The 26,797-nt window shown below is 64.7% G+C and carries 20 protein-coding genes; 13 read left to right on the plus strand and 7 right to left on the minus strand.

Translation table 11 applies throughout. From position 1 onward, the window contains the following. From ACODTW_RS27195 to ACODTW_RS27215, 5 genes are all read left to right on the plus strand, one after another. Nucleotides 1–2,879: autotransporter outer membrane beta-barrel domain-containing protein (locus ACODTW_RS27195; protein WP_488949310.1), on the plus strand; the 2,879-nt coding region annotated here is incomplete at its 5' end. Between the two features lie 231 nt (nt 2,880–3,110). After that, nucleotides 3,111–3,650 carry an invasion associated locus B family protein gene (locus ACODTW_RS27200; RefSeq protein WP_488949312.1) on the plus strand — a complete coding sequence of 180 codons (540 nt, stop codon included), beginning with the start codon at nt 3,111–3,113 and terminating at the stop codon, nt 3,648–3,650. A 12-nt stretch (nt 3,651–3,662) separates the two neighbouring features. Then, nucleotides 3,663–5,846, plus strand: a complete 2,184-nt coding sequence (locus tag ACODTW_RS27205) for a sulfotransferase (protein ID WP_488949313.1) — start codon at nt 3,663–3,665, stop codon at nt 5,844–5,846. A 72-nt stretch (nt 5,847–5,918) separates the two neighbouring features. Then, a complete protein-coding gene (locus tag ACODTW_RS27210; protein WP_488949314.1) occupies nt 5,919–7,088 on the plus strand; it encodes a glycosyltransferase family 9 protein in 1,170 nt (389 codons plus the stop codon). Further along, entirely contained in the window at nt 7,085–7,954 is an 870-nt protein-coding gene (locus ACODTW_RS27215; RefSeq protein WP_488949315.1) for an alpha/beta fold hydrolase, read from the plus strand. The genes ACODTW_RS27210 and ACODTW_RS27215 overlap by 4 nt, the downstream gene beginning before the upstream one ends. Nucleotides 7,955–7,963: 9 nt before the next feature. Here ACODTW_RS27215 and ACODTW_RS27220 read toward each other — a convergent pair whose 3' ends face one another. The 5 genes from ACODTW_RS27220 to ACODTW_RS27240 all read right to left on the minus strand — a co-directional run bounded on the left by ACODTW_RS27220 (nt 7,964) and on the right by ACODTW_RS27240 (nt 12,879). Beyond that, nucleotides 7,964–8,980, minus strand: a complete 1,017-nt coding sequence (locus ACODTW_RS27220; RefSeq protein ID WP_488949316.1) for a hypothetical protein — start codon at nt 8,978–8,980, stop codon at nt 7,964–7,966. Between the two features lie 200 nt (nt 8,981–9,180). Further along, nucleotides 9,181–9,471 carry a putative quinol monooxygenase gene (locus tag ACODTW_RS27225; RefSeq protein ID WP_488949317.1) on the minus strand — a complete coding sequence of 97 codons (291 nt, stop codon included), beginning with the start codon at nt 9,469–9,471 and terminating at the stop codon, nt 9,181–9,183. A gap of 23 nt (nt 9,472–9,494) precedes the next feature. Then, the gene (locus ACODTW_RS27230; protein ID WP_488949318.1) at nt 9,495–11,147 is read right to left on the minus strand and encodes a class I adenylate-forming enzyme family protein; all 1,653 of its coding nucleotides are present in this window, start codon (nt 11,145–11,147) and stop codon (nt 9,495–9,497) included. Nucleotides 11,148–11,161: 14 nt separating this feature from the next. Beyond that, nucleotides 11,162–11,479 carry a putative quinol monooxygenase gene (locus ACODTW_RS27235; RefSeq protein ID WP_488949319.1) on the minus strand — a complete coding sequence of 106 codons (318 nt, stop codon included), beginning with the start codon at nt 11,477–11,479 and terminating at the stop codon, nt 11,162–11,164. After that, entirely contained in the window at nt 11,476–12,879 is a 1,404-nt protein-coding gene (locus ACODTW_RS27240; RefSeq protein WP_488949320.1) for an aromatic ring-hydroxylating oxygenase subunit alpha, read from the minus strand. The genes ACODTW_RS27235 and ACODTW_RS27240 overlap by 4 nt, the downstream gene beginning before the upstream one ends. Before the next feature lie 230 nt (nt 12,880–13,109). On the opposite strand from ACODTW_RS27240, the gene ACODTW_RS27245 reads away from it, so the two are divergent. The 5 genes from ACODTW_RS27245 to ACODTW_RS27265 all read left to right on the plus strand — a co-directional run bounded on the left by ACODTW_RS27245 (nt 13,110) and on the right by ACODTW_RS27265 (nt 19,574). Further along, nucleotides 13,110–14,345: a CaiB/BaiF CoA transferase family protein gene (locus ACODTW_RS27245; protein ID WP_488949321.1), complete on the plus strand. Its 1,236-nt coding sequence runs from the start codon at nt 13,110–13,112 to the stop codon at nt 14,343–14,345. A gap of 129 nt (nt 14,346–14,474) precedes the next feature. Then, on the plus strand, nt 14,475–15,686 hold the full coding sequence (locus ACODTW_RS27250) for an aromatic ring-hydroxylating oxygenase subunit alpha (protein WP_488949322.1): 1,212 nt from the start codon (nt 14,475–14,477) through the stop codon (nt 15,684–15,686). Nucleotides 15,687–16,054: 368 nt separating this feature from the next. After that, nucleotides 16,055–17,506: a 3-oxoacyl-[acyl-carrier-protein] synthase III C-terminal domain-containing protein gene (locus tag ACODTW_RS27255; RefSeq protein WP_488949324.1), complete on the plus strand. Its 1,452-nt coding sequence runs from the start codon at nt 16,055–16,057 to the stop codon at nt 17,504–17,506. Nucleotide 17,507: 1 nt separating this feature from the next. After that, nucleotides 17,508–18,710 (plus strand): acetyl-CoA acetyltransferase, encoded by a 1,203-nt coding sequence (locus tag ACODTW_RS27260; protein ID WP_488949325.1) that lies wholly within the window; start codon nt 17,508–17,510, stop codon nt 18,708–18,710. Nucleotides 18,711–18,713: 3 nt separating this feature from the next. Beyond that, entirely contained in the window at nt 18,714–19,574 is an 861-nt protein-coding gene (locus ACODTW_RS27265; protein ID WP_488949326.1) for an SDR family oxidoreductase, read from the plus strand. A 10-nt stretch (nt 19,575–19,584) separates the two neighbouring features. Here ACODTW_RS27265 and ACODTW_RS27270 read toward each other — a convergent pair whose 3' ends face one another. Both ACODTW_RS27270 and ACODTW_RS27275 read right to left on the minus strand, forming a co-directional pair. Then, nucleotides 19,585–20,922, minus strand: a complete 1,338-nt coding sequence (locus ACODTW_RS27270) for a hypothetical protein (protein WP_488949327.1) — start codon at nt 20,920–20,922, stop codon at nt 19,585–19,587. Nucleotides 20,923–21,180: 258 nt separating this feature from the next. After that, nucleotides 21,181–23,592: a TonB-dependent receptor gene (locus ACODTW_RS27275; protein ID WP_488949328.1), complete on the minus strand. Its 2,412-nt coding sequence runs from the start codon at nt 23,590–23,592 to the stop codon at nt 21,181–21,183. Between the two features lie 503 nt (nt 23,593–24,095). Between ACODTW_RS27275 and ACODTW_RS27280 the strand changes: the two genes are divergently transcribed. From ACODTW_RS27280 to ACODTW_RS27290, 3 genes are all read left to right on the plus strand, one after another. Beyond that, complete coding sequence (locus tag ACODTW_RS27280; RefSeq protein WP_488949329.1) at nt 24,096–24,767, plus strand: GntR family transcriptional regulator; 672 nt, start codon at nt 24,096–24,098, stop codon at nt 24,765–24,767. Between the two features lie 166 nt (nt 24,768–24,933). Continuing rightward, nucleotides 24,934–25,896, plus strand: coding sequence for a KpsF/GutQ family sugar-phosphate isomerase (locus ACODTW_RS27285; protein ID WP_488949330.1), 963 nt, complete (start codon nt 24,934–24,936; stop codon nt 25,894–25,896). 63 nt (nt 25,897–25,959) lie between these two features. Beyond that, a complete protein-coding gene (locus ACODTW_RS27290) occupies nt 25,960–26,673 on the plus strand; it encodes a hypothetical protein (protein ID WP_488949331.1) in 714 nt (237 codons plus the stop codon). Nucleotides 26,674–26,797: the final 124 nt, after the last annotated feature.

A 26,797-nucleotide genomic window follows, 5' to 3' on the forward strand; every position in this document is an offset into this window, starting at 1 on the left:
ATAACACCGGCACCATCAACGGCAACATCACCAACCTGTCCGGCAACGCCCTGGTCATCAATGGCGGCACGGGTTCCGTCACGGGCAGCTTCACCGGCGGCACCATCAGCAGCACGGGCGCCAATGTCGTGCTGTCGTCGGGCAATATCCTGCTGGGCGATGCGGTCAATGTCGGCACCAACGCCCTGGTCAATGGCGGCGCGTCGGTGAAGCTGTCGGGTGCTGTGTCGGTCACCGGCAATTACAGCCAGGCCAGCGGCGTTCTGGATGTCGGCAGCAATATCCTGGCGGTCAGCGGGGCGGCCAAGATCACCGGCGGCACCATCGCCGCCAACCTGTCGGCCACGGGCAATTATCTGGTCGGCAGCGGCGGCACGCTGGTGGCTGGCGGCGCCGGGTCCAGCTACAGCGGTGCCAGCATCGTTGTCGGCGGCCTGACGGGCCTGGGCGCCAGCAGCACCGTGTCGGGCAACAGCCTGCTGATGTCCTTCACCAACAACTATGTCGGTGGCAGCCTGGCCGCCATCAACAATACCGCCAGCCTGAGTGCGGCCACGGCCGTCTATATCGCCGCCACAGGTAATCTGGGGGCGCTGAACAATAGCGGCACCATCAACGGCAACATCACCAACCTGTCGAACAAGGCGCTGGTGATCAATGGTGGCAGCGGTTCCGTCACGGGCAGCTTCACCGGCGGCACGATCAGCAGCACGGGCGCCAATGTCGTCCTGGCTTCGGGCAACATCCTGCTGGCCGACGCCGTCAATGTCGGCAGCAACGCCCTGGTCAATAGCGGGGCCTCGGTCCGCCTGACCGGCCCGCTGTCCGTCACCGGCAATTACAGCCAGACGGCAGGTCGCCTGGACGTCAACGGCAATATCCTGTCGGTCAGCGGGGCGGCCAGCATCACCGGCGGTACGGTGGCGACCAGCCTGTCGGCCACCGGCAACTATCTGGCCGGGTCGCAACAGACCTTGGTGGCCGGCGGAACCGGGTCCAACTATACCGGTGTCGCCGTCAGCAACAGCCTGACCGGGCTGATCGCCAATGGCGCCACGTCGGGCACCAATCTGGTCTTGGGCTTTGCCAACAATTATGTCGGCGGCGCGCTGGACAACCTGACCAACAGCGGCAGCCTGAGTGCTGCGACCGCGCTTTACATCGCCAGCACCGGCAGCCTGGGCACGCTCAGCAACAGCGGCACCATCGCCGGCAACATCACCAACCTGTCGTCGCGCGATCTGCTGATCGTCGGCGGGTCGTCGGCAACGCCGGGCGTGTTGACGGGCCTGAACGGCTCTGTCGGGCGGATCACCAACCGCCTGTCGGATGTGCGCTTCGTGTCCGGCACCACCCAGTTGAACAGCGCCATCGATGTCGGCACCCACAATGTGGTCAATGCCGGGGCGACGCTGCTGGTCAACAGCGCCATCAGCATCACCGGCAGCTTCACGCAGAGCGCCGGTTCGCTGGTGTTCGGCATCGGCTCCGACAATGCCTATGGTTCCTTGCAGGTCAGTGGCACCTCTGCCCTGACCGCGGGCACAGTGACGCTGACGCCGGTGGCCGGTGCCGCCTTCACGTCGGGCGCGTCCTACACGATCGTGCGGTCGGGCGGCACCATCACCCTGGGCAACCTGATCTTCACGGCGGGTGGCTTCAATATCAGCCCCTCGGTCGTCTCCGCCGGCGGCTTCAACGACCTGATCGTCAAGCTGCAGTCCAACTTCACCGAAGTCGGTGTCGATACCGGTGGTGCCGCCGTCGGTACCGGCGCAGCACTGGACAAGATCGCGGCCATTGCCACCTCGACCAGCCCATCGGCCGCTGCCGTGCAGACCCAGGTGCTGACGCCGCTGTCGCAATTGTCGGAAGCCGAACAGCAGACCGCCATCACGCAGCTGTCGCCCAACCAGTTGACGCCGCAGCTGTCCGTGGTGCTGCCGGCCCCGGCATCGGCCGCCGTCGCCCAGCACCAGCAGCTGGCATCCAACGCCCTGCTCACCGGCGAACGCGGTCTGGCCGCCGGTTCGTCCAGCGAAAAGGGCGCCATCTGGGGCGAATTGCTGGGCAATAACGTGCGTCGTGATACGACCACGTCGGCCGCCGGCTACAAGGGCAACAGCGGTGGCCTGCTGACCGGCGTTGACTGGTTCGCCACGGAGGATCTGGCGGTCGGCATGGCCTTCAGCTGGATGCGCAGCAATACCGACGGCCGCGGGCCGATGACGGGCAGCTCCACCAAGATCAACTCCTACCAGCTGACATCCTATGCCAGCTGGCGGCCGGAATGGGCGGACAGCCGCCTGACGGTCGGCGGTCAGCTGGGCGCGGGCTACAACGACTTCAACCAGAAGCGCTATATCCTGTTCCTGAAGCGCGAAGCCCGGGCGAATTATGGCGGCGAGCAGTATCTGGGCAAGGCCGAGATCGGCTATGACATGTTCCGTCAGGGCGATACGGTGGTCACGCCGAAGCTGAGCCTGCGGGCCGTGCGGCTGGTCAACCACTCCTATGACGAAACCGGCGCCGATGTCGTCAACCTGAAAGTCGGCAGCGTGCGGACGGATGCGGTGACCCAGGAACTGGGCGTGCAGGCCAAGACGACGTTCGGCAGCTTCCTGGGGCCGACGACCATCGATCTGGATGCCGGCTGGGTGCATGATTACCTGCACGGGCCGATCGCCACGACGGGCGTCCTGGCCGGCGTGACCTTCTCCAGCACCACCGAACGGCCGGCCGCCGACGGCGTGATCGTGCGGCTGGGCGCTACCGTTGCCCATAGCGACAGCGTCGACTTCCGGATCGAATATGGCGGGGAACTGCGCAGCAAGTATCTGAGCAACACGGTACTGGTACGGACGACCTTCCGCTTCTGATCCGGGTATCGGGACGAATGGCGCCGATGAAAGTGAACGAAGCCGCGGACCTGCCGATGCCCCATCGGCAGGTCCGTCGCCATGTCCGCGGCGTCCCGCCTATACCGATGCACTTGCCATATCGGCACAGTCGATGCAGCTGATGCCTGGAAACGTGGCTATACTCCCGGAAATATCGCACACTGGACGGAAACGATGGTGGAATTGAACCCCTCTCACCGGAAACTGGTCTTGACCGTTCTGGGCATGGCGGCCGTCATCGGCGCGGCCGTCCTGTTGTCGGTCGCGGCCGGCCGGGGGCGCAAGCCGGCTGCACCGGCGACCGCACCCGCGGCTGAACAGCCCGCCAGTCAGGAGGCCGGTCCCCTGTGGGCCAAGGCCTGTGCCAAGAACCAGGACGGTGCCGACACCTGCTACGTCGAACAGTTCGTCATCACCCAGCCGCAGAATGCCGTGCTGCTGCATGTGCGCATCGGCTATATCGGACCGCAGGGCATGCCGCGCCTGATCGTGGCAGCCCCGCCGGGTGTGTGGCTGCCGGGCGGCGTGACGCTGACACTGGACAAAAACAAGCCGATCTCGCTACCGTTCAACTCCTGTGACGGGGGCAGCTGCCTTGCCGCTGTGGAGATGGACCAGGATGCGCTCAAGCAATTCACGGCCGGCACCGTCCTGATGGCCCATTATGTTCTTGCCAATAACAGCCCGGTTGATGTCCCCGTCCGGATGACGGGCCTTTCCGACGCGCTGAAGACCGTTTCCGCCAAATAGGCTGCCTGTCCCATGAACAATACGCCCCCTCCGCAGCAGCAGATATCGATGGAACAGGCGCTGGCCCAGGCGCATGCGCACTGGAATGCCGGACAGGCTGATCAGGCCGAGCGGCTGTGCCAGCATGTCCTGGCCATCTGGCCGGGCCAGTCGGATGCCAGCCACCTGATGGGGCTGATGGCCCATGCCTATGGCAATCTGCCCGTCGCCATCGACCATCTGCAGCGCGCCTGTCAGGCACCGCGTGTGCCGGCCACCTATCTCAGCAATCTGGCGGAGATGTGCCGGCAGGCGGGACGGCTGGTCGAGGCCGAAGCGGCCGGGCGCCGGGCCATCGCCATCGACCACACGCTGGTCGCCGGATGGAACAATCTGGGCATCATCCTGCAGGAGGCCGGAAAGCTTGAGGAAAGCCTGACCTGCTTGGAACAGGTGGTGATGCTGAAGCCCGATTATGCCGAGGCGCAGAATAACCTGGGCAACACGTTGAAGCGTCTGGGCCGCCTGGATGATGCCCGCCGGCATTACGAGGCGGCGCTGCGGCTGGTCCCCACCTATGCCGAAGCGTTGAGCAACCTGTCCAACCTGCTGACCGACATGGGCCAGCATGATCAGGCCGTTCTCAGCGCGCGGCAGGCGATCGAGATCAATCCCCGGCTGGCCGACGCCTATATCAATGCCGCCGCCGCGGAGCAGTCGCGCGGCAACGACGAGGAAACACTGCGCTGGATCGACAAGCTGCTGTCCTTTCAGCCGCAGCATGTCGGCGCCCTGGTCGTGCGCAGCGTGCCCCTGCGCCGCCTGGACCGGCTGGAGGAGGCGCTGGATACAGCCCGCCGCGCCGCAACCTTTGCGCCCGACAATGGCGAGGCGCTGGTGGCGCTGGGCGAGGCGTTGCAGGCGCTGGGCCGGACAAACGACGCCCTGGCCGCCTATGAGAAGGCGACGAAGCTGCCGGGACTGGCGCTGGAAAAGGCACTGGTCAATCGCGGCATCTGCCTGATGGAAATCGGGGACCGCGAAGGCGCCCGCGCAGCGTTCGAACAGGTGATTTCCAGTTTCCCGCGGTCGGTGTCGGCCTGGTTCAACCTGGCCGATCTGGTCACCTTCAAAGCCGGTGATCCGGCCATTGCCAGCATGGAGGCCCTGCTGGCCCCCGGCGGCATCGAGGTGCCGGGCGACCGCATCGCAATGCATTTCGCCCTGGGCAAGGTCCTGCTGGATACCGGCGAGATCGACCGCGCCTTCCGCTATCTCGCCGAGGGCAACCGGCTGAAACGCGCGACCATCAATTACAACGCGGATGACACCAGCCGCTGGATGCAGGCCATCGCCGCCGCCTTCCCGGCCGCCGCCTTCGATCCGGCCGGTATGGCCGAGGCCGGGGCGGATGCCGACCTGCCGGTCTTCGTGGTGGGCATGCCGCGGTCGGGCACCACGCTGGTGGAACAGGTGCTGGCCACCCACAGCCAGGTGCAGGGCGGGGGCGAACTGTCCGCCTTGAGCCAGATTGTCGGGCGCATGGGCCCCTATCCGGCCATCATGGACCGCATCGGCCCCGCCGAACTGGCCGATATCAGCCGCCAATATCTGGGCAAGATCCGGCCGCAGGCCAATGGCCGGCGGCGGTTCGTGGACAAGATGCCGTCCAACTTCCTGTATGCCGGCCTGATCGCCAAGGCGATGCCCCAGGCCCGCATCATCCATGTCCGCCGCAACCCGGCCGATACGTGCCTGTCCTGCTATACCAAGCTGTTCACCCGCGAACAGCAGTTCGCCTATGACCTGACCGAGTTGGGCCGCTTCCATGAGGATTATGAGAGGCTGATGGCGCATTGGCGCGCCGTCCTGCCGCCCGACCGGTTCCTGGAAATCGATTACGAGGAACTGGTCAGCGATTTCGAGACGCAGGCCCGCCGGCTGATCGCCTTCCTGGGGCTGGAATGGGAACCGGCCTGCCTGGAATTCCACAAGACCCGCCGCATCATCCGCACGGCCAGCGTCAACCAGGCGCGCGAGCCGATCTTCACCGGCAGCGTCGGCCGGGCCCAGCGGTTTGCGCCCTATCTGGCGCCGCTGCTGGCGGCACTGGGCGTGCGTGAGCCGGCGGCAGCGGCAGAGCCCGTCGCCGAGACCCCCGCCAAGCCCCGGCGCGCGCGCGCCAAGCCGAAGACCGACGCCGCACCGGAGGCATGAGGCGGCGCGGGGACTGGTTTTATCGGATGATGGCCGGCCTGATTGCGACCGGCATGCAGCAGAGATTATGCGATGGACCTTAAAGAGATCGAACAGAAGGCCCCGGCATTGCTGGCCGCCGGGTGCGGGGCGGAAGTGGAAGCGATGGTCGTGCCGCTTCTGTCCGGTGGCGGCGGCCCCGCCCCGCTCTGGGCCTTTCTGGCCCAGGCGCTGCGCGTACAGTGCCGCATCGCCGAGGCGGCACGGGTGCAGGAAATGCTGGTCGATGCCCTGCCCGGTCATGTATCCACCCGCTTCGATCTGGCGGAATCGCTGCTGGCGCTGGGGGAATATGAACGCGGCTGGCGCGAATACAGCTATCGCTACAGCCTGAACCACACCTATCGCATCGAGCGCAAGGTGCAGCTTCCCCGCTGGGACGGGCGGCCCATCCCCGGCAAGGTGCTGCTGATCCATGACGAACAGGGATATGGCGACACGTTCCAGTTCATGCGCATGGTGCCCTGGGCCAAGGCCCGCAGCGGCGCCCAGGTGATCCTGGAGGTCAATCACGAGACCCACAGTCTGGCAACCCGCATGGGCGGCTTCGACGCCCTGACCCTGCGCGGCGAGTTGCCGCCGGCCTTTGACCTGCATTGCGAGATGATGAGCCTGCCCATGGTGATGGGCCTGAAAATGTCGGATCTGCCGGGCAAAATCCCCTATCTGTCGCCCGATCCGGTCCGCGTGCAGCATTGGCGCCAGCGTCTGGCCGGGGTCGGGGGGCTGAAAGTTGCGGTGGTCTGGGCTGGACGGCCCACCCATTTCAACGATGCCAACCGGTCGATGACCCTGGCCTCCCTGGCACCGCTGGCCCAGGAGGGGGTGACCTTCCTGTCCATCCAGAAGGGGCCGAGCGAGGGGGATGTGGCCAATCCGCCGCCCGGCATGAATATTATCGGCCTGAGCAGCGAGATCCGGGATTTCGAGGATACGGCCGCCATCCTGACCGTCGCCGACCTGCTGATCTCCGTCGACAGTTCGCCCGTGCATCTGGCGGGCGCCCTGGGCCGGCCGGCCTGGGTGATGCTGCCCTTCCTGCCCGACTGGCGCTGGCTGCTGAACCGGGAGGATACGCCCTGGTACCCGTCGGTGCGCCTGTTCCGCCAGCCCGCCTGGGGCGACTGGCCGGGGCTGGTACGCAAGGTGGCCGGGGCGCTGGCCGAATTGCGCGCCGCGGGACCGGGGAAGCGGCCGGCATGAAAGGATGGGCCAACCGGCTGGTCCTGATGGCTCTGTTGGCCCTGTGGCTGCCCGGTTGTGCCCTGCAGGAACGCCAGGAACTGGCGCCGGCCCTGGTGGCGGCCGCCGGCTGGCGCTGGCAGAGCCTTCCGGCCGGACCCTTCGACCTGACCGCTGCCAGCCGTCCGGCACGGGTGGGGGCGGATGCCGCCGCGCCGCTGGTGGTTTATATCGAAGGGGACGGGCTGGCCTATCTCAACCCCACGCGGCCCGCGCAGGACCCCACACCGGTCGACCCGCTGGCGCTGCGGCTGGCACTGGCCCATCCGGGCAACGGACCGGTCGCCTGGCTGGCCAGGCCCTGCCAATATGCGCCCCGGCAGCGTGGCTGCGACCCCGCCTATTGGACCGGTGCGCGATGGGCGCCGGAGGTGGTGGACAGTGCGGGGCTGGCGCTGGACCGGCTGAAGCAGGACAGCGGGGCGGATCGGCTGCTGCTGGTCGGCTATTCCGGGGGCGGTGCGCTGGCGGCCCTGCTGGCGGCGGGACGGTCCGACGTGTCGGGGCTGGTCACCATTGCCGCCAATCTGGATCTGGACAGCTGGGTGCGGGACCATCAGCTGTCGCCGCTGAGCCGGTCGCTGAACCCAGCGGACAGGGCCCCTTCCCTGGGTACCGTGCCGCAGGTCCATATCAGGGGTGGGCGCGATGCCATTGTCGGCGGGGATGTGCTGCGGGCCTTCATGGCGCGGCTGCCGCCATCGACGCCGGCGCGGCTGCTGGAAATCCCGGATCAGGATCATGAATGCTGCTGGGCCGACCTGTGGCCGACGCTGAGCCGCGGGGCGGAATTCCAGACCCTGCCGGGCTGGCTGCCCCGACCCTGACCGGCGGCGTCACGCCGGGCGGCCGTCATCCTCCCGGCACAGGGCGGCGAAGCCCAGGGCCATGAAGGGCACCAGGTCGAACAGCACGCGCGTTTCCGACAGGACGCCAACGATCGGCAAGGACAGGACGATCAGGCCATGGGCCAGTCCCAGGCTGAGATAAGCGCGGCCAAACCGCCGGAACAACAGATAGGTCAGCGGCAGCGGCAACAGCAGCAGCATGACGATCAGGATGTTGAATTCCTGCGTCGGGTGAAGAAAGGCGTCCAGCAGATAATCGATATTCAGCTGGATATGGGGGTGGAAGCTGCGCCCGGCCAGTTCAGGCATACCGAACAGGTCCGGCCCGATCTCCCGCTTCAGCAAGGTCGTGCGCAGCAGCTGCGTCAGCGCGGCCCCACCCGCCAGGCAGGCAATGCCTGCCTGCAGCATGGGCCAGCGAAGCGGTGACCGGTTCAGGGCGACCGTCAGCAGCGGGTCCAGGATCATCCAGGCGGCGATGAAGAAGGCGCTTTCCCGGTTCAGGATCGACAGGGCGAAAAGACCCGCCAGCCAGCGCCAGTCCTTCCCGGCCAGGACGAAATGGCAGAACAGGGTGAAGGTCAGCAACTCCCCGCCATCCCAGACATAATGCCAGCGGATATTGATCAGGACCATGCACAGGGCCTGGAACGACAGAAAGCCGATCCAGGCCGATTTCGCCCCATAGTGCCGGTGCCCCACTACCAGCATGGCCAGCCCGGCCAGAAAATAGACGGCGATGGTGTAAAGCATGTGGGCCGCCTCAAAACTGCCGGTCAGACCGGACAGCATCTCGACGACCCAGGGGCCGAACACCCGGCTCTGGAAGACCTGCCAATGCGGCAGGCCATCCAGCACGCCCTGCGTGGCCGCAATGGAATCCTGATATTGGAGGCCGATGATCCGGCCGATCATCCGGAACTGCGCCAGGGCAGCCAGCAGTGACGCCAGGACCCAGGAAACGCCATGCGTTTCAATGATCTGCCGAAATGGCTGACGCTCCACGCCTTACCCCCCGACCATGGGCCGTTATATCGGCAACCGCTGTGCCATCTGGCGTCATCCTGGCCTGCGGACAGAGCCAGGATGACGCCAATCCGGGGTATCATTGCAGGCCGCCCCAATCCAGCAATAACGCCGGCGCAAGCGACCCTGCCCCTCCTTTTCAGGCAGGGCGGCGGGAAAAGTGTGCCCCGCGCCCTGGATCACAGATCGTCAAACTCCTCCAGCACCATCGGTTCGGACAGGCACGGCATCACCTGTGGCACCAGTTCGCTGAACCAGGGTGTCGTGCAATGCACGTCGCGGAAATAATCCTGCGACGGGTGCTGTTCGATGGCGGCATAGGCGTGGTCGCGGCCACGGATCTTCTTGAACAGATAGACCGACACGTCCGGCTGGTTGGCCAGGACCTTGTCGGCCAGGGCCGCCATGGCGGCGACGAACTGTGCCTCCATCTCCGGCTTCACGAACAGCTTGGCGACGATCGTGTACATGATTGCTCCGGTTGTTCTTATTGTCAGGCGGCGGCACCGGCGGCCAGTTCGGCCTCCAGCTGCTGGCGCAGCTTGTATTTCTGGATCTTGCTGGTCGACATGGGCCATTGCGTCACAAAGCGCACATGGCGCGGCACCTTGAAGCTGGAGATTTTGCCGCGGCAATAATCCAGCACCTCCGGCACCGTCAGGCTGGCCCCGGCATGCAGTTCGATGAAGGCGGCCGGCACCTCCACCAGACGCGGGTCAGGCGCGCCCACCACCTGACACAGTTTCACGGCCGGGTGCGAGCCGATGAAACTTTCGATCTCCGCGGCGGCAACATTCTCCCCGCCCACCTTCAGCATGTCCTTGGTGCGGCCATGGAACATGATGTTGCCGTCGCCATCCAGCGAGCCGACATCGCCCGTATGCAGCCAGCCACCCTTCAGCGTGTCGGCCGTCTTCACCGAGTCCCTGTAATAGCCGTCCAGCACGCCGGGGCTGCGCACCAGGATCTCCCCCTTCTCGCCCGGCCCCACATCCTCCCCATAGGCATTGATGATGCGCACCTGTACGCCCGGCAGGGGGCGGCCCAGGCGGGTGGTGCGGGTGGTATAGCTGTCATCCAGACTGCTGGTGCAGACGGTGCCCGCCGCTTCCGACAGGCCATAGGTGCCCACCTGCACGCAATTGGGCAGGGCCTTGGCCAGCATTTCCTTCATCGCGTCGGTCTGGATGGCGAGCGAGGAGTTCATCAGGCGGATGGCGGACAGGTCGGCCTGGGCGAAGCGCGGATGGTGGATCAGGTCCACCATGATGGGCGCAAAGCAAGGATATGTAGCCGTCACCCGGTATTGTTCCAGCATGTCGATGGCCGTGCCGGCGTCGAAATGCTGCATCGACAGATAGGTGCCGCCCTTGGCGTAGATGGCGACCAGCGGCAGGATGGCGGCGATATGGAACAAGGGCAGCGGCGACCAGAACCGGTCGCGGTCGGTCAGTTCATAGCGTTCGGCCAGAGCCTGCGACGTGCGCACGATGGCCTCATGCGCGATCAGGCAGCCCTTGGGGTTGGACGTGGTGCCGGATGTGTAGAGGATCAGGCCCGTATCGCGCACCCGCACATGGGCGCGGCGTTCATGCACCGCCGCTTCCGGCACCGTCGCCACCAGATCGGCAAACCGGTCGGCCGTCACCGTGAAGGGCCGCCCGCCGGGCCCCAGCAGCACGATGGAACGCAGGCGCGGGCACGAACTCAAGGACAGATGTTCGGCATCTTTCTGGTCGGCCAGCCCCTCCAGCCCTTCGCGCAGGCGGTCAACCAGGTTCAACTGATCCGACACCTGTTCGGTGGTGATGATGGTGACCAGATCGGCATTGTCGGCGACATAGGCCAGTTCATGCGCGCGGTAGCGGGCATTGATCGGCACGGTGACGGCACCGGCCAGGGCCACGCCGAACAGCACCTCCACAAATTCGATGCAGCTGGGCAGCAGCACGCCGACATGATCGCCCGGCTTCACCCCCAGTGCCATCAGCCCGCGCGCATGGTGCAGGGCGCGGGATGCCAGATCGCGATAGGACAGGCGTTCGGTCGGGAAGATCAGGGCATCAGTATCGGGCCAGCGTCCCGCCGCGGACAGCAGCAGGTCGCCCAGCGTGGTGGCATGGATGAAACGGTCGGACAGGGTCATCAACACAGTTCCCGTCAGGCGGCGGCACCGGCCACGGGGGCCGGCGCGCTCAGCGGATGGAAATATTCACGGACATAGGCCCCGTCGAAACAGGGCAGCATCTGGGGCACGATTTCCTGGAACCAGGGCGTGGCCTGATGGTCATGCTCCGCCGCCTCGTCGGGGAAGCTTTCCACCACCGCGAAGCGGCCGGGGCCGTCGGCCCGGTAAAAGGCGTAATAAAGGGTCTTGGGCTCATGCGCCCGGACCTTCTCCGTCAGGGCGGTGGCGAGGCGGATGAACTCCGCCTCCTTCTCCGGCAGCACGGTGAAACGCGAGACGAAGAAGATCATCGGGCCTCCTCCCCGGTGCGCATGTACCGGTCCAGCTCGGCATGGAAATGCCGCAACCTTTGTTCCTGTTCGCTGAACAGCATGCCCTTGAACCCGCGCGAGCGCAGGCCCTTCTGCACCACGGGCAGCAGTTCGCTGTCCTGGTCCAGCACCAGGCCCAGATTGGCCGGTTCGCCAAGGGGCACATGCACACAATCCGGCCGCACCCGGCCCGACACGTCGGTACCTTCGGGCAGACCCATCCAGGCCGGCACATCATAGGCACCAGCCACCCCGTCCGTGACCGGCGCCGGCCGGAACAGGATGGTGATGTCATAGAAGAACCGTTCCGGGTCGGTCGGATGCGGGATGAAGCGCATCAGGAACACGCCTTCGGGATGGCAGCCGATCTGCACATTGGGAAACAGGCCATAGGCGAAACTGTCGGTCAGCTGCGCATCGGTCAGGCGCTCATAGCCCAGACCCAGTCGTTCGGCGCGTTCACGCTTGGCCTTCTGCGCCGCGATCCGCACCTCCTGCGCCGTGCCCTGGAAGCTGGCTGGGTCCAGGGCGGCGTCGGGCATCATCATGCGCAGCCCTTCATTCACGCCCACCTGATCGGGCACCCGCGGGCTGGGCCGGTAGAAGGGGATGCACATCCGGCTCATCCCGTTGGGAAACAGGTCGTACTGGACGAAATAATCCTCCATCACGCCCTGGGTTTCCGGATGCACGGCGTGCAGATGGTACACCTCGTAAAAGGCATCGACGCCGACCTTCCAGTTGGCAGCCCATTCGCTGCGCACCTGGCGGACGACATGCATCTTGTCGATCTGGTAGGCCTCCAGATGGTCGGCCACCGGCCCCAGCCAGGGGCGCAGGTCGGGCGCGTCCGGGTTCATGGAGATGAAGACCAGCCCGGCCAGCACCTCGCACCGCACACCGGACATGCCGGGATTGTGGCACACCACCTCCGGCCGGAAGGTTTCCCGGTCGGTGATGGATTTCAGCGCCCCGTCCAGGCCGAATTTCCAGCTGTGGAAGGAACAGGCAAAGCCGTTGGAAAGGCTGCCCAGTTCGGCATGGACCAGCCGGTTGCCGCGATGGGGACAGACATTATAGAAGGCGCGCACCTGATCATCGCCGCCGCGCACGATGACGATGCTTTCGCGCCCGATCTCAAAGGTGGCGAAATCACCGGCTTCGCGTATATCGCTGGCCGCACAGGCGAGCAGCCAGGTTTTGGTCCACAGCTGCTCCCATTCCTGCTCCATCCAGCCGCGATCATAATATTGCGCGGGGTCGATGCTGCCGGTGCCATTGTCGATATAGGGCGCCTTGGCATCGGCATCGCCGGGCCGCGCCGTCGGATTGATCGACCAGCCCTTGCGATAGTCGAAGGACGAACTGATCCCGTCCATGACGATCCCTCCCGATTTGATTTTTCTGAATTGGTTGCCAGCCGCGGTCATTGTACCACGGCGCTTAAAAAAATATACTCACATCGCCATTTCTGTGTAAAATAAAAAAGTCAAATCCGCTGATTTTGCTGCGACGCCGCGCCGAATGCCTGTGCGATGCAGCGTGGCAAACGGCTCAATGCCTCATTTTCTGCGGCCTTGAAGATTTATCCGCGTCCGGCCTATTCTGTATGCAGAGCAACAGAATTTTCCCGGCGCTGAACGGTTGGGGAGACGATCCTTTGGGACAGGTGCTGCAAGGGGTGCGGGTGCTGGATTTCGGCCGTTACGTGGCCGGTCCCTACTGCGCGACTCTGCTGGGATATTTCGGAGCCGAGGTGATCCGGGTGGAACGGCTGGGCGGTGGCGAGGATCGGTTCATCACCCCCGTCACCGACCAGGGCGAAGGGGCGGGATGGCTGCAAATGGGCGTGAACAAGCGCAGCCTGACCCTGAACCCGACCCGGCCGGAAGGGCGGGAGATTGTGCGCCGACTGGTGGCGACGGCGGATGTGGTCGTCGCCAATCTGCCGCCACCGGCGCTGGCCGCCATGGGGCTGGACGAGGCCAGTTTGCGCGCCGTGAAGCCGGACATCATCCCCGTGCTGATTTCCGGCTTTGGCAGCAGCGGGCCCTGGGCGGCCAAGGGCGGGTTCGACGGGGTGGGACAGGCCATGTCCGGTGCGATGTATTTTTCCGGCACGCCGGGGCAGCCCATGAAGGCCGCCGCCCCCTATGTGGATTTCGGCACGGGCATGTTCGCGGCCCTGGGCGCCATGGCAGCGCTGATGGAAAAGCGGCAATCGGGACAGGGACAGAGTGTGCAGGCCAGCCTGCTGGATACCGGCCTGACCCTGTTCAACGCCTTTCTGATCGAACAGGCGGTGACCGGCATCAACCGCCAGGGCACGGGCAACCGCGTACAGACCTCCGCCCCGTCGGACGTCTTCGCCACGCGGGACGGGCATATATTGGTGCATACGGTGGGGGATGGGTTGTTCGGCCGCTGGTGCGACCTGATGGGGTTGGCCGACTGGAAGACCGACCCGCGCTTTGCCAGCGACCAACTGCGCGGCGATCATAATCAGGTGCTGTGCGCCCGCATGGCGGCATGGTGTGCACAGCGGACGACGGTCGAGGCACTGGACAGTCTGGCCGACGCCGGTATCCCCAGCGGCCCCGTCCTGACGCCGCAACAGGCGCTGGACCATCCGCAGGTGGCGGCGTCGGGCCTGCTGCAGCCGCTGGATTATCCGGGCCTTCCCCGCCCCGCCCCCGTTGCCGGCCCGCCCGTACGCCTGTCGGCCACGCCGGGCAGCATCCGGCAGCGGCCGCCACAGGTGGGCGAACATACCGACGCCATCCTTGGGGAACTGGGCTATGGCCCCGATGCCATCGCGGGTTTGCGGGCGGGGCGGGTGGTTTAGCGCCAATCGGTCGCAGGTCTTGCATAATCATAACGATGTTTATGTATGCAACTTCTTCTGTTATGTATGCGGACAAGAACGGCCGGGGACAAACCGGCGCACGTCCAAGCGATGAAACGGGAGGGAAAGATGGATGCCCTGGAGATTGACCGGATCAAGGCCGGCATGCAGTTTGAATCCTCGCGGCAAGGCCCGCCCGACGATTTCCCGGAGCTGCCGGAAATCCCCGCCGGCCGCTATGTCGACCCGGGCTTTTACGAGCTGGAGCGTCAGGCCTTGTGGCGGCGCACCTGGGTCTATGCCATCCATGGCGACGAGGTGCCGGAGATCGGGTCCTATCTGAAATGGGACCGGCTGGGCGACCCGCTGCTGTTCGTGCGTGGGGACGACAACAAGGTCCGCTGCTTCTACAATACCTGCCGGCATCGCGGCGCCCCCGTGGCGACGGAGGAAAAGGGCAAGGGCCGCGGTCTGGTCTGCGGCTATCACGGCTGGACCTATAATCTGAAGGGCGACCTGATCAATCTGCGCGACAAGCGGGATTTCGTCGGCCTGAACACCAAATGCAAATCCCTGATCGAGGTGCGGTGCGAGAATTTCGGCAACTGGCACTTCATCAACATGAACCCGAATGCCGAACCGCTGATGGAATATCTGGCGCCTGTCGTGCCCGACCTGTCGGAATTCCAGCCGCAGAATCTGCGCTTGGCCGACCGGCATGGGGTGGTGGTGGATTGCAATGTGAAGGTGCTGCTGGATGCGTTCCTGGAGGTCTATCACCTGAAATCCATCCACCAGAACACGGTGGACCGGTTCCTGGACCATCGCGGGTCGTTCATGACCCTGTGGCCCAACGGCCATTCGCGCATGGTCACCCCCAACCGCCGGCCGGACTGGCAGGACCCCGGCACCAGGGGCCTGCCCGACATCCCGACCGTGGGGGAGATCGCGCGCAATTCCAACGTGTCGATCAATGTCTATCCCAATATCGTGGTGCCGCCGGCGCCCACGGGCATGCCCTTCATCGTGTTCTGGCCCATCGATATCAGGCGTATGTATATCGAGGTCTGCTGGTTCTCCCCCGATTGGGGCGATGGTCCCCGGCCGGAAATCTGGGAAACCCGCATCAGCAATTTCGACCGCATCCTGGAAGAAGACACGCAGTTCGCCGACAGCATCCAGAAATCGGTGGAAAGCGGCGGCTTCACGGGCATTTCCCTGAATTATCAGGAACGCCGCATCTATCACTGGCACGAGGAGCTTGACCGCCGCATTGGCGAGGCGGTGCCCGACCATCTGCGGGTGGCGCAGGTGCTGCGGCGGTTCGTGGAGCCGGCGTGAGGCGGGGGCGCTTTACGGTGAAGCACGTTCGACCGTCACCCATGCTACGGCCAATAGGCGCTAAGTTAACCCTCTACTCCAACCTGCCTCCCCCGCGAAAGCGGGGGTCCAGGAGTCAAGGACATTAAAGCGTCGTCGCTTGTGGCCCCTGGACCCCCGCTTTCGCGGGGGAGGCAGGGAAGGTGCAATTGACTAAGTTAGCCTATGGGCTCAGGCCGGGGTGACGGTTGTAAAAGCCTTTCCCGTTCAAAATGAACCCAGCGAATTTCCGTTTCCGAAGCGTACCGCCCCCACCCTCCCAAGCGTTCCGGCTTAGGCAGGTGGAGCAAGGCAGAAACGACAGCGCCAGAACCCGAAAGGTCCCCCCCGTGACCCAACACCCCACCGGCATCACCGGCTTTGGTGCCTACATCCCCCGCCTGCGCCTGTCGCGCAAGGCGATGGCCAGTGCACTGGACTGGCTGGACCCCAATCTGGCGGCCCTGGGCAAGGGTGAACGCGCCGTCGCCAACTGGGACGAGGACAGCCTGACCATGGCGGTGGAGGCGGCGCGCGACCTGCTGGCTGCCCGCTCCCATAATCCCGACCGGCTGGTCCTGGCGTCCACCACGCTGCCCTTTCAGGACAGGTCCAATGCCGGTCTGGTCATCGATGCGCTGGGTCTGCCCGACACCACGCGGCCGGCGGATGCCACGGGCAGCCTGCGGGCCGCGACCAGCGCGCTGCTGGCCGCGTTTGAGCAGATGGGCAGCACCCTGCTGACCGCCGCCGACCGGCGGCTGGCGCGGCCGGGTTCTGCGCAGGATTTCCTGTACGGTCATGGGGCGGCCGCCGTCAGCACCGGCAGGGGGCCGGGCGTGCTGGCGGAATTCCTGGGTGGTCATTCCGTCTTCCGTGATCTGGTCGACCATTACCGGGCGGAAGGGGAGACGGCGGATTATGTGCTGGAGGAACGCTGGGCTCGCGACGAAGGTTATCTGAAGATCGTGCCGGCGGCCGTAAGGGCTGTGCTGGACAAGGCCGGGATCGCGGCCGATCAGGTGGACCATTTCATCCTGCCCGGCACGATCCCGAAAATTCAGGCGACACTGGCCGCCAAGCTGGGCCTGCGCCCCGACAGCGTGGTCGACCCGCTGGGCGCCAGCGTGGGCGATACGGGGGTGGCGCATCCCTTGCTGATGCTGGCGGATTTGCTGGGTCGCGCAAAGCCGGGGCGCATCATCCTGCTGGTCGGGTTCGGCCAGGGGGCGGATGCCATCCTGCTGCGCACCACGCCCGTGCTGGCCGATTTCAAACCGGCGGCGGGTGTGGCCGGATCGCTGGCGCGGCGGCAGGAGGAAACGCAGTATCTGAAGCACCTGTCCTTTGCCGGCATGGTCGATATCCATTTCGGCATGCGGGCCGAACATGACAAGCGCACGGCCCACACGGTGGCCTATCGCAAGCGTGACATGGTCAATGGGCTGGTGGGCGGGCGCTGCACGGCCTGCGGCTGCGCGCAGTTCCCGCGCACGCGGGTCTGTGTCAATCCCGCCTGTGCCGCCATCGACACGCAAACCCCGCTGCGGCTGGCCGACGAGCCGGCGGCCGTGAAGACCTTCACGGAGGATTGGCTGGGCTTCACCCCCTGTCCGCCGCTGGCCTATGGCAATGTCCAGTTCGCCAATGGCGCCAATGTCATGATGGAATTCACCGACATCCGGGCGGGGCAATTGTCCGTGGGCTTGCCCGTGCGGCTGGTCTTCCGCCTGAAGGATGTGGACGAGAAGCGCGGGTTCCGCCGGTATTTCTGGAAGGCGACGCCGCAGGGAGAAGGCTGAAATGGCCAAGGGTATCCGCGACAAGGTGGCGATCATCGGCATGGGCTGTTCGCGCTTTGGCGAACGCTGGGACGCCGGGCCCGACGATCTGATGCTGGAGGCGTTCCAGGAGTGCATCCAGGATGCCGGCATCGACAAGTCGGCGATTGAGGCCGGCTGGATGGGCGTGTTCTTCGATGAACAGAGCGTGGGCAAGTCCGCCTTGCCTTTGTCGATGGCTTTACGTCTGCCCAACATCCCCGTGACGCGGGTGGAGAATTTGTGCGCCACGGGGACGGAGGCGCTGCGCGGGGCCGTCTATGCCGTGGCGGCCGGCGCGTGCGACATCGCCATCGCCATGGGCGTGGAAAAGCTGAAGGATACCGGCTTCGGCGGCCTGCCGGAGCGCACCAAAGGCACGTTCGAGGATCTGTGGCTGCCGCAGAACACGGCCCCCGGCGGCTTTGCCCAGCTGGGCGCCGCCTATGCGGCGCGCACGGGCACCGACATGGCCGACCTGAAACGCGCCATGGCCCATATTTCCGTGAAAAGCCATGCCAACGGGGCCCTGAACCCCAAGGCGCATCTGCGCAATCCCATCACCGAACAACAGGTGCTGGACGCGCGCATGGTGGCCTATCCGCTGGGCCTGTTCGATTGCGCCGGCGTGTCGGACGGGGCGGCGTGTGCCATCGTCACCACGCCGGAAATCGCGCGGTCGCTGGGCAAGACCAACCCGGTGACGGTGAAGGCCCTGCAGCTGGCGCCCAGCAATGGGGTGGAGTTGGCGCACGGGTCGTGGGACGGGTCCTATACCCTGACCACCCGCATCGCCGCCCGGCGCGCCTATGAAGAGGCGGGGATCAGGGACCCGCGGGCCGAACTGTCGCTGATCGAGGTGCATGATTGCTTCTCCGTCACCGAACTGGTGGTGATGGAGGATCTGGGCCTGTCGCCGGAAGGCGGGGCCGTGCGCGATGTCATGGACGGCTTCTATGACCGCGACGGGCAGATCCCCTGTCAGATCGATGGCGGGCTGAAATGTTTCGGCCATCCGATCGGGGCCACGGGCCTACGCATGGTCTACGAGATCTATTTGCAGCTTCAGGGACGCGCGGGCGCGCGGCAATTGCCCGACCCGCGCTTCGGCCTGACCCACAATCTGGGCGGCCTGCCCAACCGCAACATCACGTCGGTCGCCATTATCGGGCGGCTGGAGGGGTAAAAGATGACCGAAACCAGACAATGGGGCTTCAGCGAAGACCAACTGGCCAGCCTGCCCACCGTCTATCGCAGCGATCTGTTGCAGGATCAGGTGGTGGTGCTGTCGGGTGGGGGCAGCGGCATGGGCCGCGCCATGGCCTATCTGTTCACAAGGCTTGGCGCGAAGGTGATGATCTGTGGCCGGCGGGAGGAAAAGCTGGCGGAAACGCGCGACGGCATCCGCCGCCATCTGGGCCGCGACATCGCCATCATGCCCATGACCATCCGCGATCCCGATCAGGTGGACGCGCTGATGGACCGGACCCTCGCCGAATTCGGCCGCATCGACCATGTCATCAATAATGGCGGCGGGCAGTTCCCGCAGGCGGCCATCGATTTTTCCAAGAAGGGCTGGAATGCCGTCATCGACACCAACCTGAACGGCACCTGGCACATGATGCAGGCCGCCGCCAAGCGCTGGCGCGACCGGGGAGAGGCCGGTTCCATCATCAACATCGTCGCCTATGTCGAACGCGGCATGCCGCAGGCGGCCCATACCTGTGCGGCCCGCGCCGGCGTGATCTATCTGTCGAAATCGGTCGCCATCGAATGGGCGCCGCTGAATATCCGCGTCAACTGCGTGGCGCCCGGCACGGTGGAAACCGAAGGTTTCAACGTCTATCCGCCCGAAGCCACGGTCCGCTTTGCCGACAGCAACCCCATGCGCCGCATGGGCGATGCCTGGGACGTGGCCCAAGGCGTGGTCTATCTGGCCGCCCCGTCGGGCAAATTCATCACGGGCGAGATGCTGACCATCGATGGCGGCATGCAGATGTGGGGCACCGTCTGGCCGGGCGGCGTGCCGAATTATTTCAACGTGGTGTGAGGGCGGGGCATCACTCCACCTTCTGCTTGCCGAGGGGCACCATGCGAACCGGCCGCGTCTCCTCCTCCGGCTTCGGGTCCCGGTCGACATTGATCCGTCGCAGGGTGCTGCCATAGCTGGTCGTTTCGGTATAGCCGACCTCATCCGGCTTCTTGGGCGGACGATAGCGGGGATTGGCGACCGGCTGGTACTTGTCATCCTCGTGCAGTTCGGGAAAGACACTCCGGTCATCCGTCTCTTGCAGGAAATGCACAGGTAAAGACTCGCTGGTCCCACCAAATCGGCCTTTATATTGCGAGACCACGTTGGGCGGATACAGAACCTCGCCCCCGTCAGTGGCAGACCCCTGCACGCCGAACGGGTTGATATAGCGTCCAGAGGTCCCCTTGACGGCCAGCATCGTTCCGGCTTCCCCCAGCCGGTCGGCGGTGGTGTGCACGTTGTAGGAGGTCGCCACCGACATGAAGTGCTTCTGCCCCTGGTCCATGACACCATGACCATGCAGGATGCCCGACCCGACGGGGACATTGTCGGTCAGGGTCGTTCCCTCATCCTTGCGCGGCACCCGAAAGCCCGAATGGATAAGTCCCAGATCACCGGTGGACGGTATCTTTCCAATCGCCCGGCTGAGATGTTTCCACCCTGTCGGCGCATCGCCGAACGAGTCTTTCATCAGATTATTGGTGTGGGCGTTGGTGTAATGCTGGATGGACAGCCTTTCCTCCTCGCTCAATCCATAGGCGTTCTGGATGTCCTCCTTGTTGTCGTCGGCCAGTCTGGCGATTTTCGGTAACTCCCCAAACGCCTGGTGGTCAGCAGGCTCTTCCCCGGTCAGCATCCGGTCGAAATAGCCCATGCCGTGCAGCATGTTCATGGCGGCCAGCGACCGCACCATGTGCAGGTTGGCCGCACCATGTTCCGGATGATAGCCCGCCTGGTAGGTCACCGCAGCCTGCTGCGCAGCGTCGCTGTTCTGTTCAACGAAATCCCGCAAGGAAATCTGGTGATGCTGGAGAACGTCCTTGAGATGCCCCGTCGCCTCCGGCCCTGCGATCGTGCGGCCACTTTGAATGGCCCTGTCGGCCAGCGCCTTGCCAATCGCCTCCCGCGCTTCCTGGTGCTGTTCTGCCAGGGCGTCATTGCCGGCGTCGCGCTCCCGCTGATGGTCGGCATGGGCCTGCTGTCGCAGTGCGCCCAGTTCCGTGGCCGATTTCTCATCCGTTTCCACATCATGACCGCCGACCCGCGTCCGCACACGCTGGATAACCAGGGCCGGATCAGCGGCGCCCGTCGGCAATGCTGAAAGACGGGGCCGGATGCCGGGACCGTGGGCAACCCGCTCAACCATTGCACCGGCGCCGGCGGGGGCCGAGGCGGTAAGGCTGCTTCGCGCAGAATTATGCAGATGCTCTTGGTGCATAGAGGACGCCTTTGAACCCGCCCAGGCCGTTACGAGATCATATATCCAGTTCCATCAAAAGACTATAACCGTCGTTTTAACACTACCAACTCAGCATTGTCCTGAGTCAGGCAACAAAATGGGGACCGGCACAGGTCCGGTCCCCAGGTTGGAAGCCCATGGAAGGGTGTTCGGGACAGCGCCCGCTCAGAACTTGGAGCCGACGGTCACGCCCAGATAGCGGGGCGGGCCATAGGTGGAGAATACCCAGAGCGAACCGACGACGTTGGAGGCCGTCTTGTAACGCTTGTCGGTCAGGTTGCGGCCGACCAGCTGCACCGTGTACCTGTCCGCCTCATCATGCCAGGTGATGGTGGCGTTCAGCAGGGTCTTGCGGTCCAGCTTGCTGTCAAACTCGCGGCTGACGTCGGAATAGACATAACCGCTTTCATCCTCGAACTGGACGGCACCGTTGAACAGCAGCTCCCCGGCCGTACCCAGGTCGGCCGTGTAGGTGGCGTCCAGGGTCCATTGCCATTTGGGCGCCCGGTTCAGCGGCCGGTCGGAGAAATCGACATCGATCTTGCCGTCGAAATTCGTGTCGGCTTCGAACTTGTCATATTTGGCATCCAGATAGCCCAGTACGCCGCGTACCTCCAGGCCCTGACGGACGATCCAGCTGCCTTCCAGTTCCAGCCCCTTCACCGTCGCCTCGCCGGCATTGAAGAAGCGGGTTTCCTGGACCTGCTGGCCGAAGGAGTTGGTCAGGGTGGCGACCAGGCCGCGCTGCATGTCCTTGTATTTCACAAAGAAGGCCGTGGCGTTCAGGCGCGCCGTCTTGTTGAAGAAATCGCCCTTGAAACCGGCTTCATAACTGTCGGCGATTTCCGGGTTGGTGGGTCGCGCGGCCAGCGCCGGGATGGACAGACCCGTCGTACCCGTCTGGTCGTTATAGGCGCCGCTGCGGAAACCGCGGGCATAGGTGGCATAGGCCATCAGATCATCGGTGACGTCATAGGATGCGCTGGCCCGCCAGGTTGGTTCCTTCCAGGTCTGGCTGTCGCGGACGACACCCGTCGGGTATTTGTCGAAATCACCGGCATTCAGGATGTCGCCCAGCTTGTCCCAGGTGAAATTGGGGTCGAAGGTGCCCGACAGGGCCTGGATGAATACCTGGTTGCGGCCGGCCCAGGACTTCTTTTCATCCGTCCAGCGGGCACCGCCGATCAGGGTCAGCTTGTCCGTCACCTTCCAGGTCAGGTCGCCGAAAACCGCATAGGCCTTCTGGCGTTCCTGGTTGCACAGGATCTGCGGATTGGCATTGAAGGTGCCGAACGGCAGCGTCACGCCCAGCAGATCCAGGAAGCCCAGCGTCTGAGCCACGCAGAAATGCACATTGTTCTGCTGATAGAAGCCACCGGCCACCATCTGCACCGGCCCGTCCCAGTTGGAAGCCATGCGGACTTCCTGCTGGAAGGTCTTGCGCATGTCGGTGCGGTTGGCATCGAACAGGGAGATGGGTCCGGCTTCGCCCGTATAGGTGCTGGGCAGCTGCGACAGCTGCTTGCGGTAGCCGGTGACCGAGGTCAGAGTGACCTTGTCCGCGTCCCAGTTGATGGTGCTGTAATAGCCGTCGACATCCACCTGATGCCCGTCGGACATGTTCAGCAGGCTGTCATCGCGATTGGTGATGCCAGCATGGTCCAGCGGATCGCCGCCATTGGCCCCGAAGCCCAGATTGTAAAAGGTCCAGCGCTTATCATTGGGCGTGGTGTTGACCACGGGCACGCTGTCGGAATTGTCGCGCACCCGCTCCACCTGGAACAGTGCCTCCACGCTTTCGACGGGCTTCCACAGCACCTTGGCGCGGCCGTTGAAGATATTCTCGCCACCCACCGTGCTGCCATCACCGCAACCCGTGGCCTTGGTCCCGACCACGGGGCCGTAGCAGGCGCCATTCTTGTAATAGCCGTCGGACTTGTTGTAGCCGGCGACCAGTCGGATACCCAGCTTATCCTCCACGATGGGCAGGTTCAGCGAGGCCTTGGCGGCCCGGGTGCCGAAATCGCCCATGGTCAACTGTACCGCTCCGCCCTGTTCGGTAAGCGATGGTTTCTTCGTATACACGGTGACGACGCCGCCCGTGGTGTTCTTGCCAAACAAGGTGCCCTGCGGACCGCGCAGCACTTCCACCCGCTCCACGTCGAACGTGTCCAGCAGCTGGCTTTGCACCGAGGGCATGACGAAATCGTCCAGCATCACGCCCACGGGCGCTTCGGAATAGACGATGATATCGGTCTGGCCCACGCCGCGCATGGCGAAGGAGGCGGCGTTGAAGCCCGTGACCCGCGCGGCGGAGAAATTCGGCACATAGGCCGCGATATCCCCAAGGTCCTTGGGCGGGGCCGCATCGAACATGGCCGGCGTGAAGGCCGAAACGGCAACAGGTGTTTCCTGCAGGTTCGACTCACGCCGGTTCGCCGTGACGACGATTTCCTCCAGCGTAAGGCCCGCACCTGCCTGCGTCTGGGCCTGCTGCGCCGCGGCCGGCATGGCGGCCAGCAGGGCGACCAGGCTGGCAAACATCGCCGGCCCCGCCGCGCGTGGATTTGATGACATCAACTTCTCCTCCCTGAATGCCGTACTTCGACAGCTTTTTTCATCCCGTCCGGTGGGCACGCGGCACGAGCGGACCCATTCCAGGGCCGGCGCCGGATACGCAATCCGGTCAGTACGCCGCGCCAACCCCCTCTTTCTGGATACGGGATGGACCTTATATTATTTTTTTCAGCCAATCAATGTATACGAACATCATGATGACAAAGAATTGCGGAAGCAATGTGGAAACCGGTCAGTGCCCTTGCCGATCCTCGTGGATTTGCCTCAGACCCGCCTCAGTACACCCTCCCGATCCTGTCGAAGCACCGGCGGCGCGGTCACCAGAAACGCTGGCTCCGTATGCAGATATGGATCATCGCGTATCCACAAATTGGACCACAGCTTGACTTGGCTTCCGTCCTGCCCGATACATGACAGTAAGGCATGTTCAGACCCCGGGATCATCGCGCCTTTCGGCGGCCCGGTTCGGGTTTGGACCTGTCTGGCGGAAAAGCGGAGGTCCGATGAACAAGCCTACACACGTCACGCATGCCGAACATGTGCGTGTGTCCCTGGAACAGGACATTTTCATGGGCCGGCTGCGGCCGGGGGCGCGTCTGGACGAAGAAGCCATCGCCACACGGTTCGGCGTGTCGCGCACGCCTGTGCGCGAAGCCGTGCTGCAACTGGTCCAGTCCGGGCTGGTGGAAAAACGTCCACGCCAGGGGGCCGTCGTGGCCAGCATGGACATCCGCCGCATGGTCCATATGTTCGAGGTGATGTCAGAGCTGGAAGGCCTGTGCGCCAAGCTGGCCGCGCGTCGCATGTCACCGGAGGAAAAGGTCAAGCTGGCGGATATGCACCGCATCTCCGAAGAACATTATAATGCCGGACGGCAGGACGAATATTACGCCACCAGCCGCAAGTTCCATCAGTTGATCGTCTGGGGCAGCCACAATGACGTGCTGGTGGAGATGACGGACAAGCTGGCCCTGCAGCTGGTCCCCTATCGCCGCTATCAGCTGAACTATCCCGGCCGCGCGGAAGAGAATTTGCGCGACCATGCCGCCATCCTGGAAGCCATCCAGCAGGGCGACCCTGACGGCGCCTATGGCCGCCTGCGCCGGCATACCACCATCCAGGGCGACATCTTCGCCGAATATATCTCGCTCACCAGCCAGCACGCGGCGGAATAAGATCGCTCTTCCCGCATGGCGGCCCGGACGACAGTCCCGACCGCCATGGGCCGTGTCCGTCGCAACCAGGGCATGCGGTGAAAGGGGGCTGGCAGTCCCTGACCCGACCGCTTACCTATAGGCGGAACAGAGGGGGGCCAGCGGGCCCGGCCAGCAGGAACAGCAGATGTCAGCCGAATTCAGCAATGCCGTCAGCATCGGCCGTCAGGTCATCGACCGGGAAATGGATGGGCTGGTGCTTCTGCGGGACAGCCTGGACGGCAATTTCGAGCAGGCCGTGTCGATGATCGCCAATGGCGCCGGCCGCCTGTTCGTCACTGGCATCGGCAAAAGCGGGCATGTCGGGCGCAAGATCGCCGCCACCCTGTCCTCCACCGGCACCCAGGCCTATTTCATCCACGCCACCGAGGCCAGCCACGGCGATCTGGGCATGATCGGGGACCAGGATATCGTGCTCGCCCTGTCCAATTCCGGCGAGACACAGGAACTGACCGATATTCTGCATTATTGCGGCCGTTATGCCATTCCGCTGATCGGCATGACCAGCAAGGCGGAGTCGGCGCTGGCGCGGGCATCGACCCTGCTGCTGCTGCTGCCGGACGCGCCGGAGGCCTGTCGCGTGGGCATGGCGCCGACAACATCGACCACCATGATGATGGCACTGGGTGACGCCATCGCCGTGGCCCTGATGCATCGTCAGGGCTTCACCGACGAACATTTCCGCAATTTCCACCCGGGCGGGCGTCTGGGCCAGCAGCTGATGCGCGTAGACCGTATCGCCCGGCGCGGCGATGCACTGCCGCTGGTCGGTGAGGCGACCCGGATGTCAGACGCCCTGCTGGAAATCACCGCCAAGGGATTGGGCGTGGCGGGTGTCGTGGATGACGACAGGCGGCTGGTCGGCATCATTACCGACGGGGACTTGCGCCGGCACATGGCGGGTGACCTGCTGTCGCGGACCGCCGCGGAAATCATGACCCGGCGCCCGCGCACCACGCGCGCCGATGCCCTGGTCGGCGAAACGCTCGCCCGCATGAACCGCGAGGGTATCACCTGCCTGTTCGTGGTGGATGGCGACAGACCGACGGCCATCGTCACGCTGCATGATTGTTTGCGTGCCGGCGCGTAACCTTTCGCCAGCGGCGGACGAATAGCGCAGGATAGCTCTCCCCTCCCAAAGGTCCGCTCCGCCTTGCGCCGTTTCTTGCCCCTGCTGTTCCTGCTGTTCCTGTGCCGGCCGGCAGCGGCCCAGACCAGTGACGTGCGCTGCGGACCCGACCTGTACCGGCCGGGCATCATCCTGTCCTCCTCTGCCGTCTGCGGCGCCGTCTACAGCCGGCATGTGGACGGGGTCGGCCGCCTGCATCTGGGCATATTTCATGCCCTGCAACCGGGGCGGGCCGATGCCGGTGCCGGCCGCGTCGTCAACCTGACGGCCGGAAGCTTCTATAGCCTGGGTGATGATCTGGCCGGCTTCGCCGATTACGGGGTGCGGTTCGAGGATGGGCGGGCCGCCCTGGCGCTCTATAATGACGTTATCCGCTATGTCGGTGATGATCTACGCTTCTACGCAGGCTATGAAGGGGTGCGTTTCCTGCGCGGATTTGACCGCGGCTATGACAGCCTGCATGCCGCCGTTGAACAGAAGTTCCGGCCGACAGACGGACGGCTGGTCATTGATCTGGTCGGCATGGCCTATTGGACGCGCAAAGGCACCGGGCCGACCGCCGACAGTTTCGCTGGCCTGAACCCCTGGGTGGAAGCGACATACCAGCCCTGGCCCGATGCGGGAGCGCGCTGGCGGGGTGTCATGCGCTTCTACGCCCAGCTTGCCGCCTTTACCGGACAGCCGGGCCGGCCGGGCATCGCCCTGACGGGGTTCGCCGGCATACGCACCAGTTTCTAGCCAGTCCATGCCGCATCCCGGCATCTCGACAGGGTGCCCAGGCGTCTGTTGCCCCTGTTGCTGACCTCCCCTGAGCGGTGTCGCGGCATTGCCTGTCGGGATTGAAACGTGCATAAGGTCGTGG

It is taken from the genome of Niveispirillum sp. FG148, assembly GCF_057809655.1.

Excerpts from the sequence above, each read along its gene's own strand:
- ACODTW_RS27205 (WP_488949313.1), top strand. The coding sequence starts at position 3,663 with ATGAACAATACGCCCCCTCCGCAGCAGCAGATATCGATGGAACAGGCG.
- ACODTW_RS27210 (WP_488949314.1), top strand. The coding sequence starts at position 5,919 with ATGGACCTTAAAGAGATCGAACAGAAGGCCCCGGCATTGCTGGCCGCC.
- ACODTW_RS27215 (WP_488949315.1), top strand. The coding sequence starts at position 7,085 with ATGAAAGGATGGGCCAACCGGCTGGTCCTGATGGCTCTGTTGGCCCTG.
- ACODTW_RS27225 (WP_488949317.1), bottom strand. The coding sequence starts at position 9,471 with ATGTACACGATCGTCGCCAAGCTGTTCGTGAAGCCGGAGATGGAGGCA.
- ACODTW_RS27230 (WP_488949318.1), bottom strand. The coding sequence starts at position 11,147 with ATGACCCTGTCCGACCGTTTCATCCATGCCACCACGCTGGGCGACCTG.
- ACODTW_RS27235 (WP_488949319.1), bottom strand. The coding sequence starts at position 11,479 with ATGATCTTCTTCGTCTCGCGTTTCACCGTGCTGCCGGAGAAGGAGGCG.
- ACODTW_RS27240 (WP_488949320.1), bottom strand. The coding sequence starts at position 12,879 with ATGGACGGGATCAGTTCGTCCTTCGACTATCGCAAGGGCTGGTCGATC.
- ACODTW_RS27245 (WP_488949321.1), top strand. The coding sequence starts at position 13,110 with ATGCAGAGCAACAGAATTTTCCCGGCGCTGAACGGTTGGGGAGACGAT.
- ACODTW_RS27250 (WP_488949322.1), top strand. The coding sequence starts at position 14,475 with ATGGATGCCCTGGAGATTGACCGGATCAAGGCCGGCATGCAGTTTGAA.
- ACODTW_RS27260 (WP_488949325.1), top strand. The coding sequence starts at position 17,508 with ATGGCCAAGGGTATCCGCGACAAGGTGGCGATCATCGGCATGGGCTGT.
- ACODTW_RS27265 (WP_488949326.1), top strand. The coding sequence starts at position 18,714 with ATGACCGAAACCAGACAATGGGGCTTCAGCGAAGACCAACTGGCCAGC.
- ACODTW_RS27270 (WP_488949327.1), bottom strand. The coding sequence starts at position 20,922 with ATGGTTGAGCGGGTTGCCCACGGTCCCGGCATCCGGCCCCGTCTTTCA.
- ACODTW_RS27275 (WP_488949328.1), bottom strand. The coding sequence starts at position 23,592 with ATGTCATCAAATCCACGCGCGGCGGGGCCGGCGATGTTTGCCAGCCTG.
- ACODTW_RS27280 (WP_488949329.1), top strand. The coding sequence starts at position 24,096 with ATGAACAAGCCTACACACGTCACGCATGCCGAACATGTGCGTGTGTCC.
- ACODTW_RS27285 (WP_488949330.1), top strand. The coding sequence starts at position 24,934 with ATGTCAGCCGAATTCAGCAATGCCGTCAGCATCGGCCGTCAGGTCATC.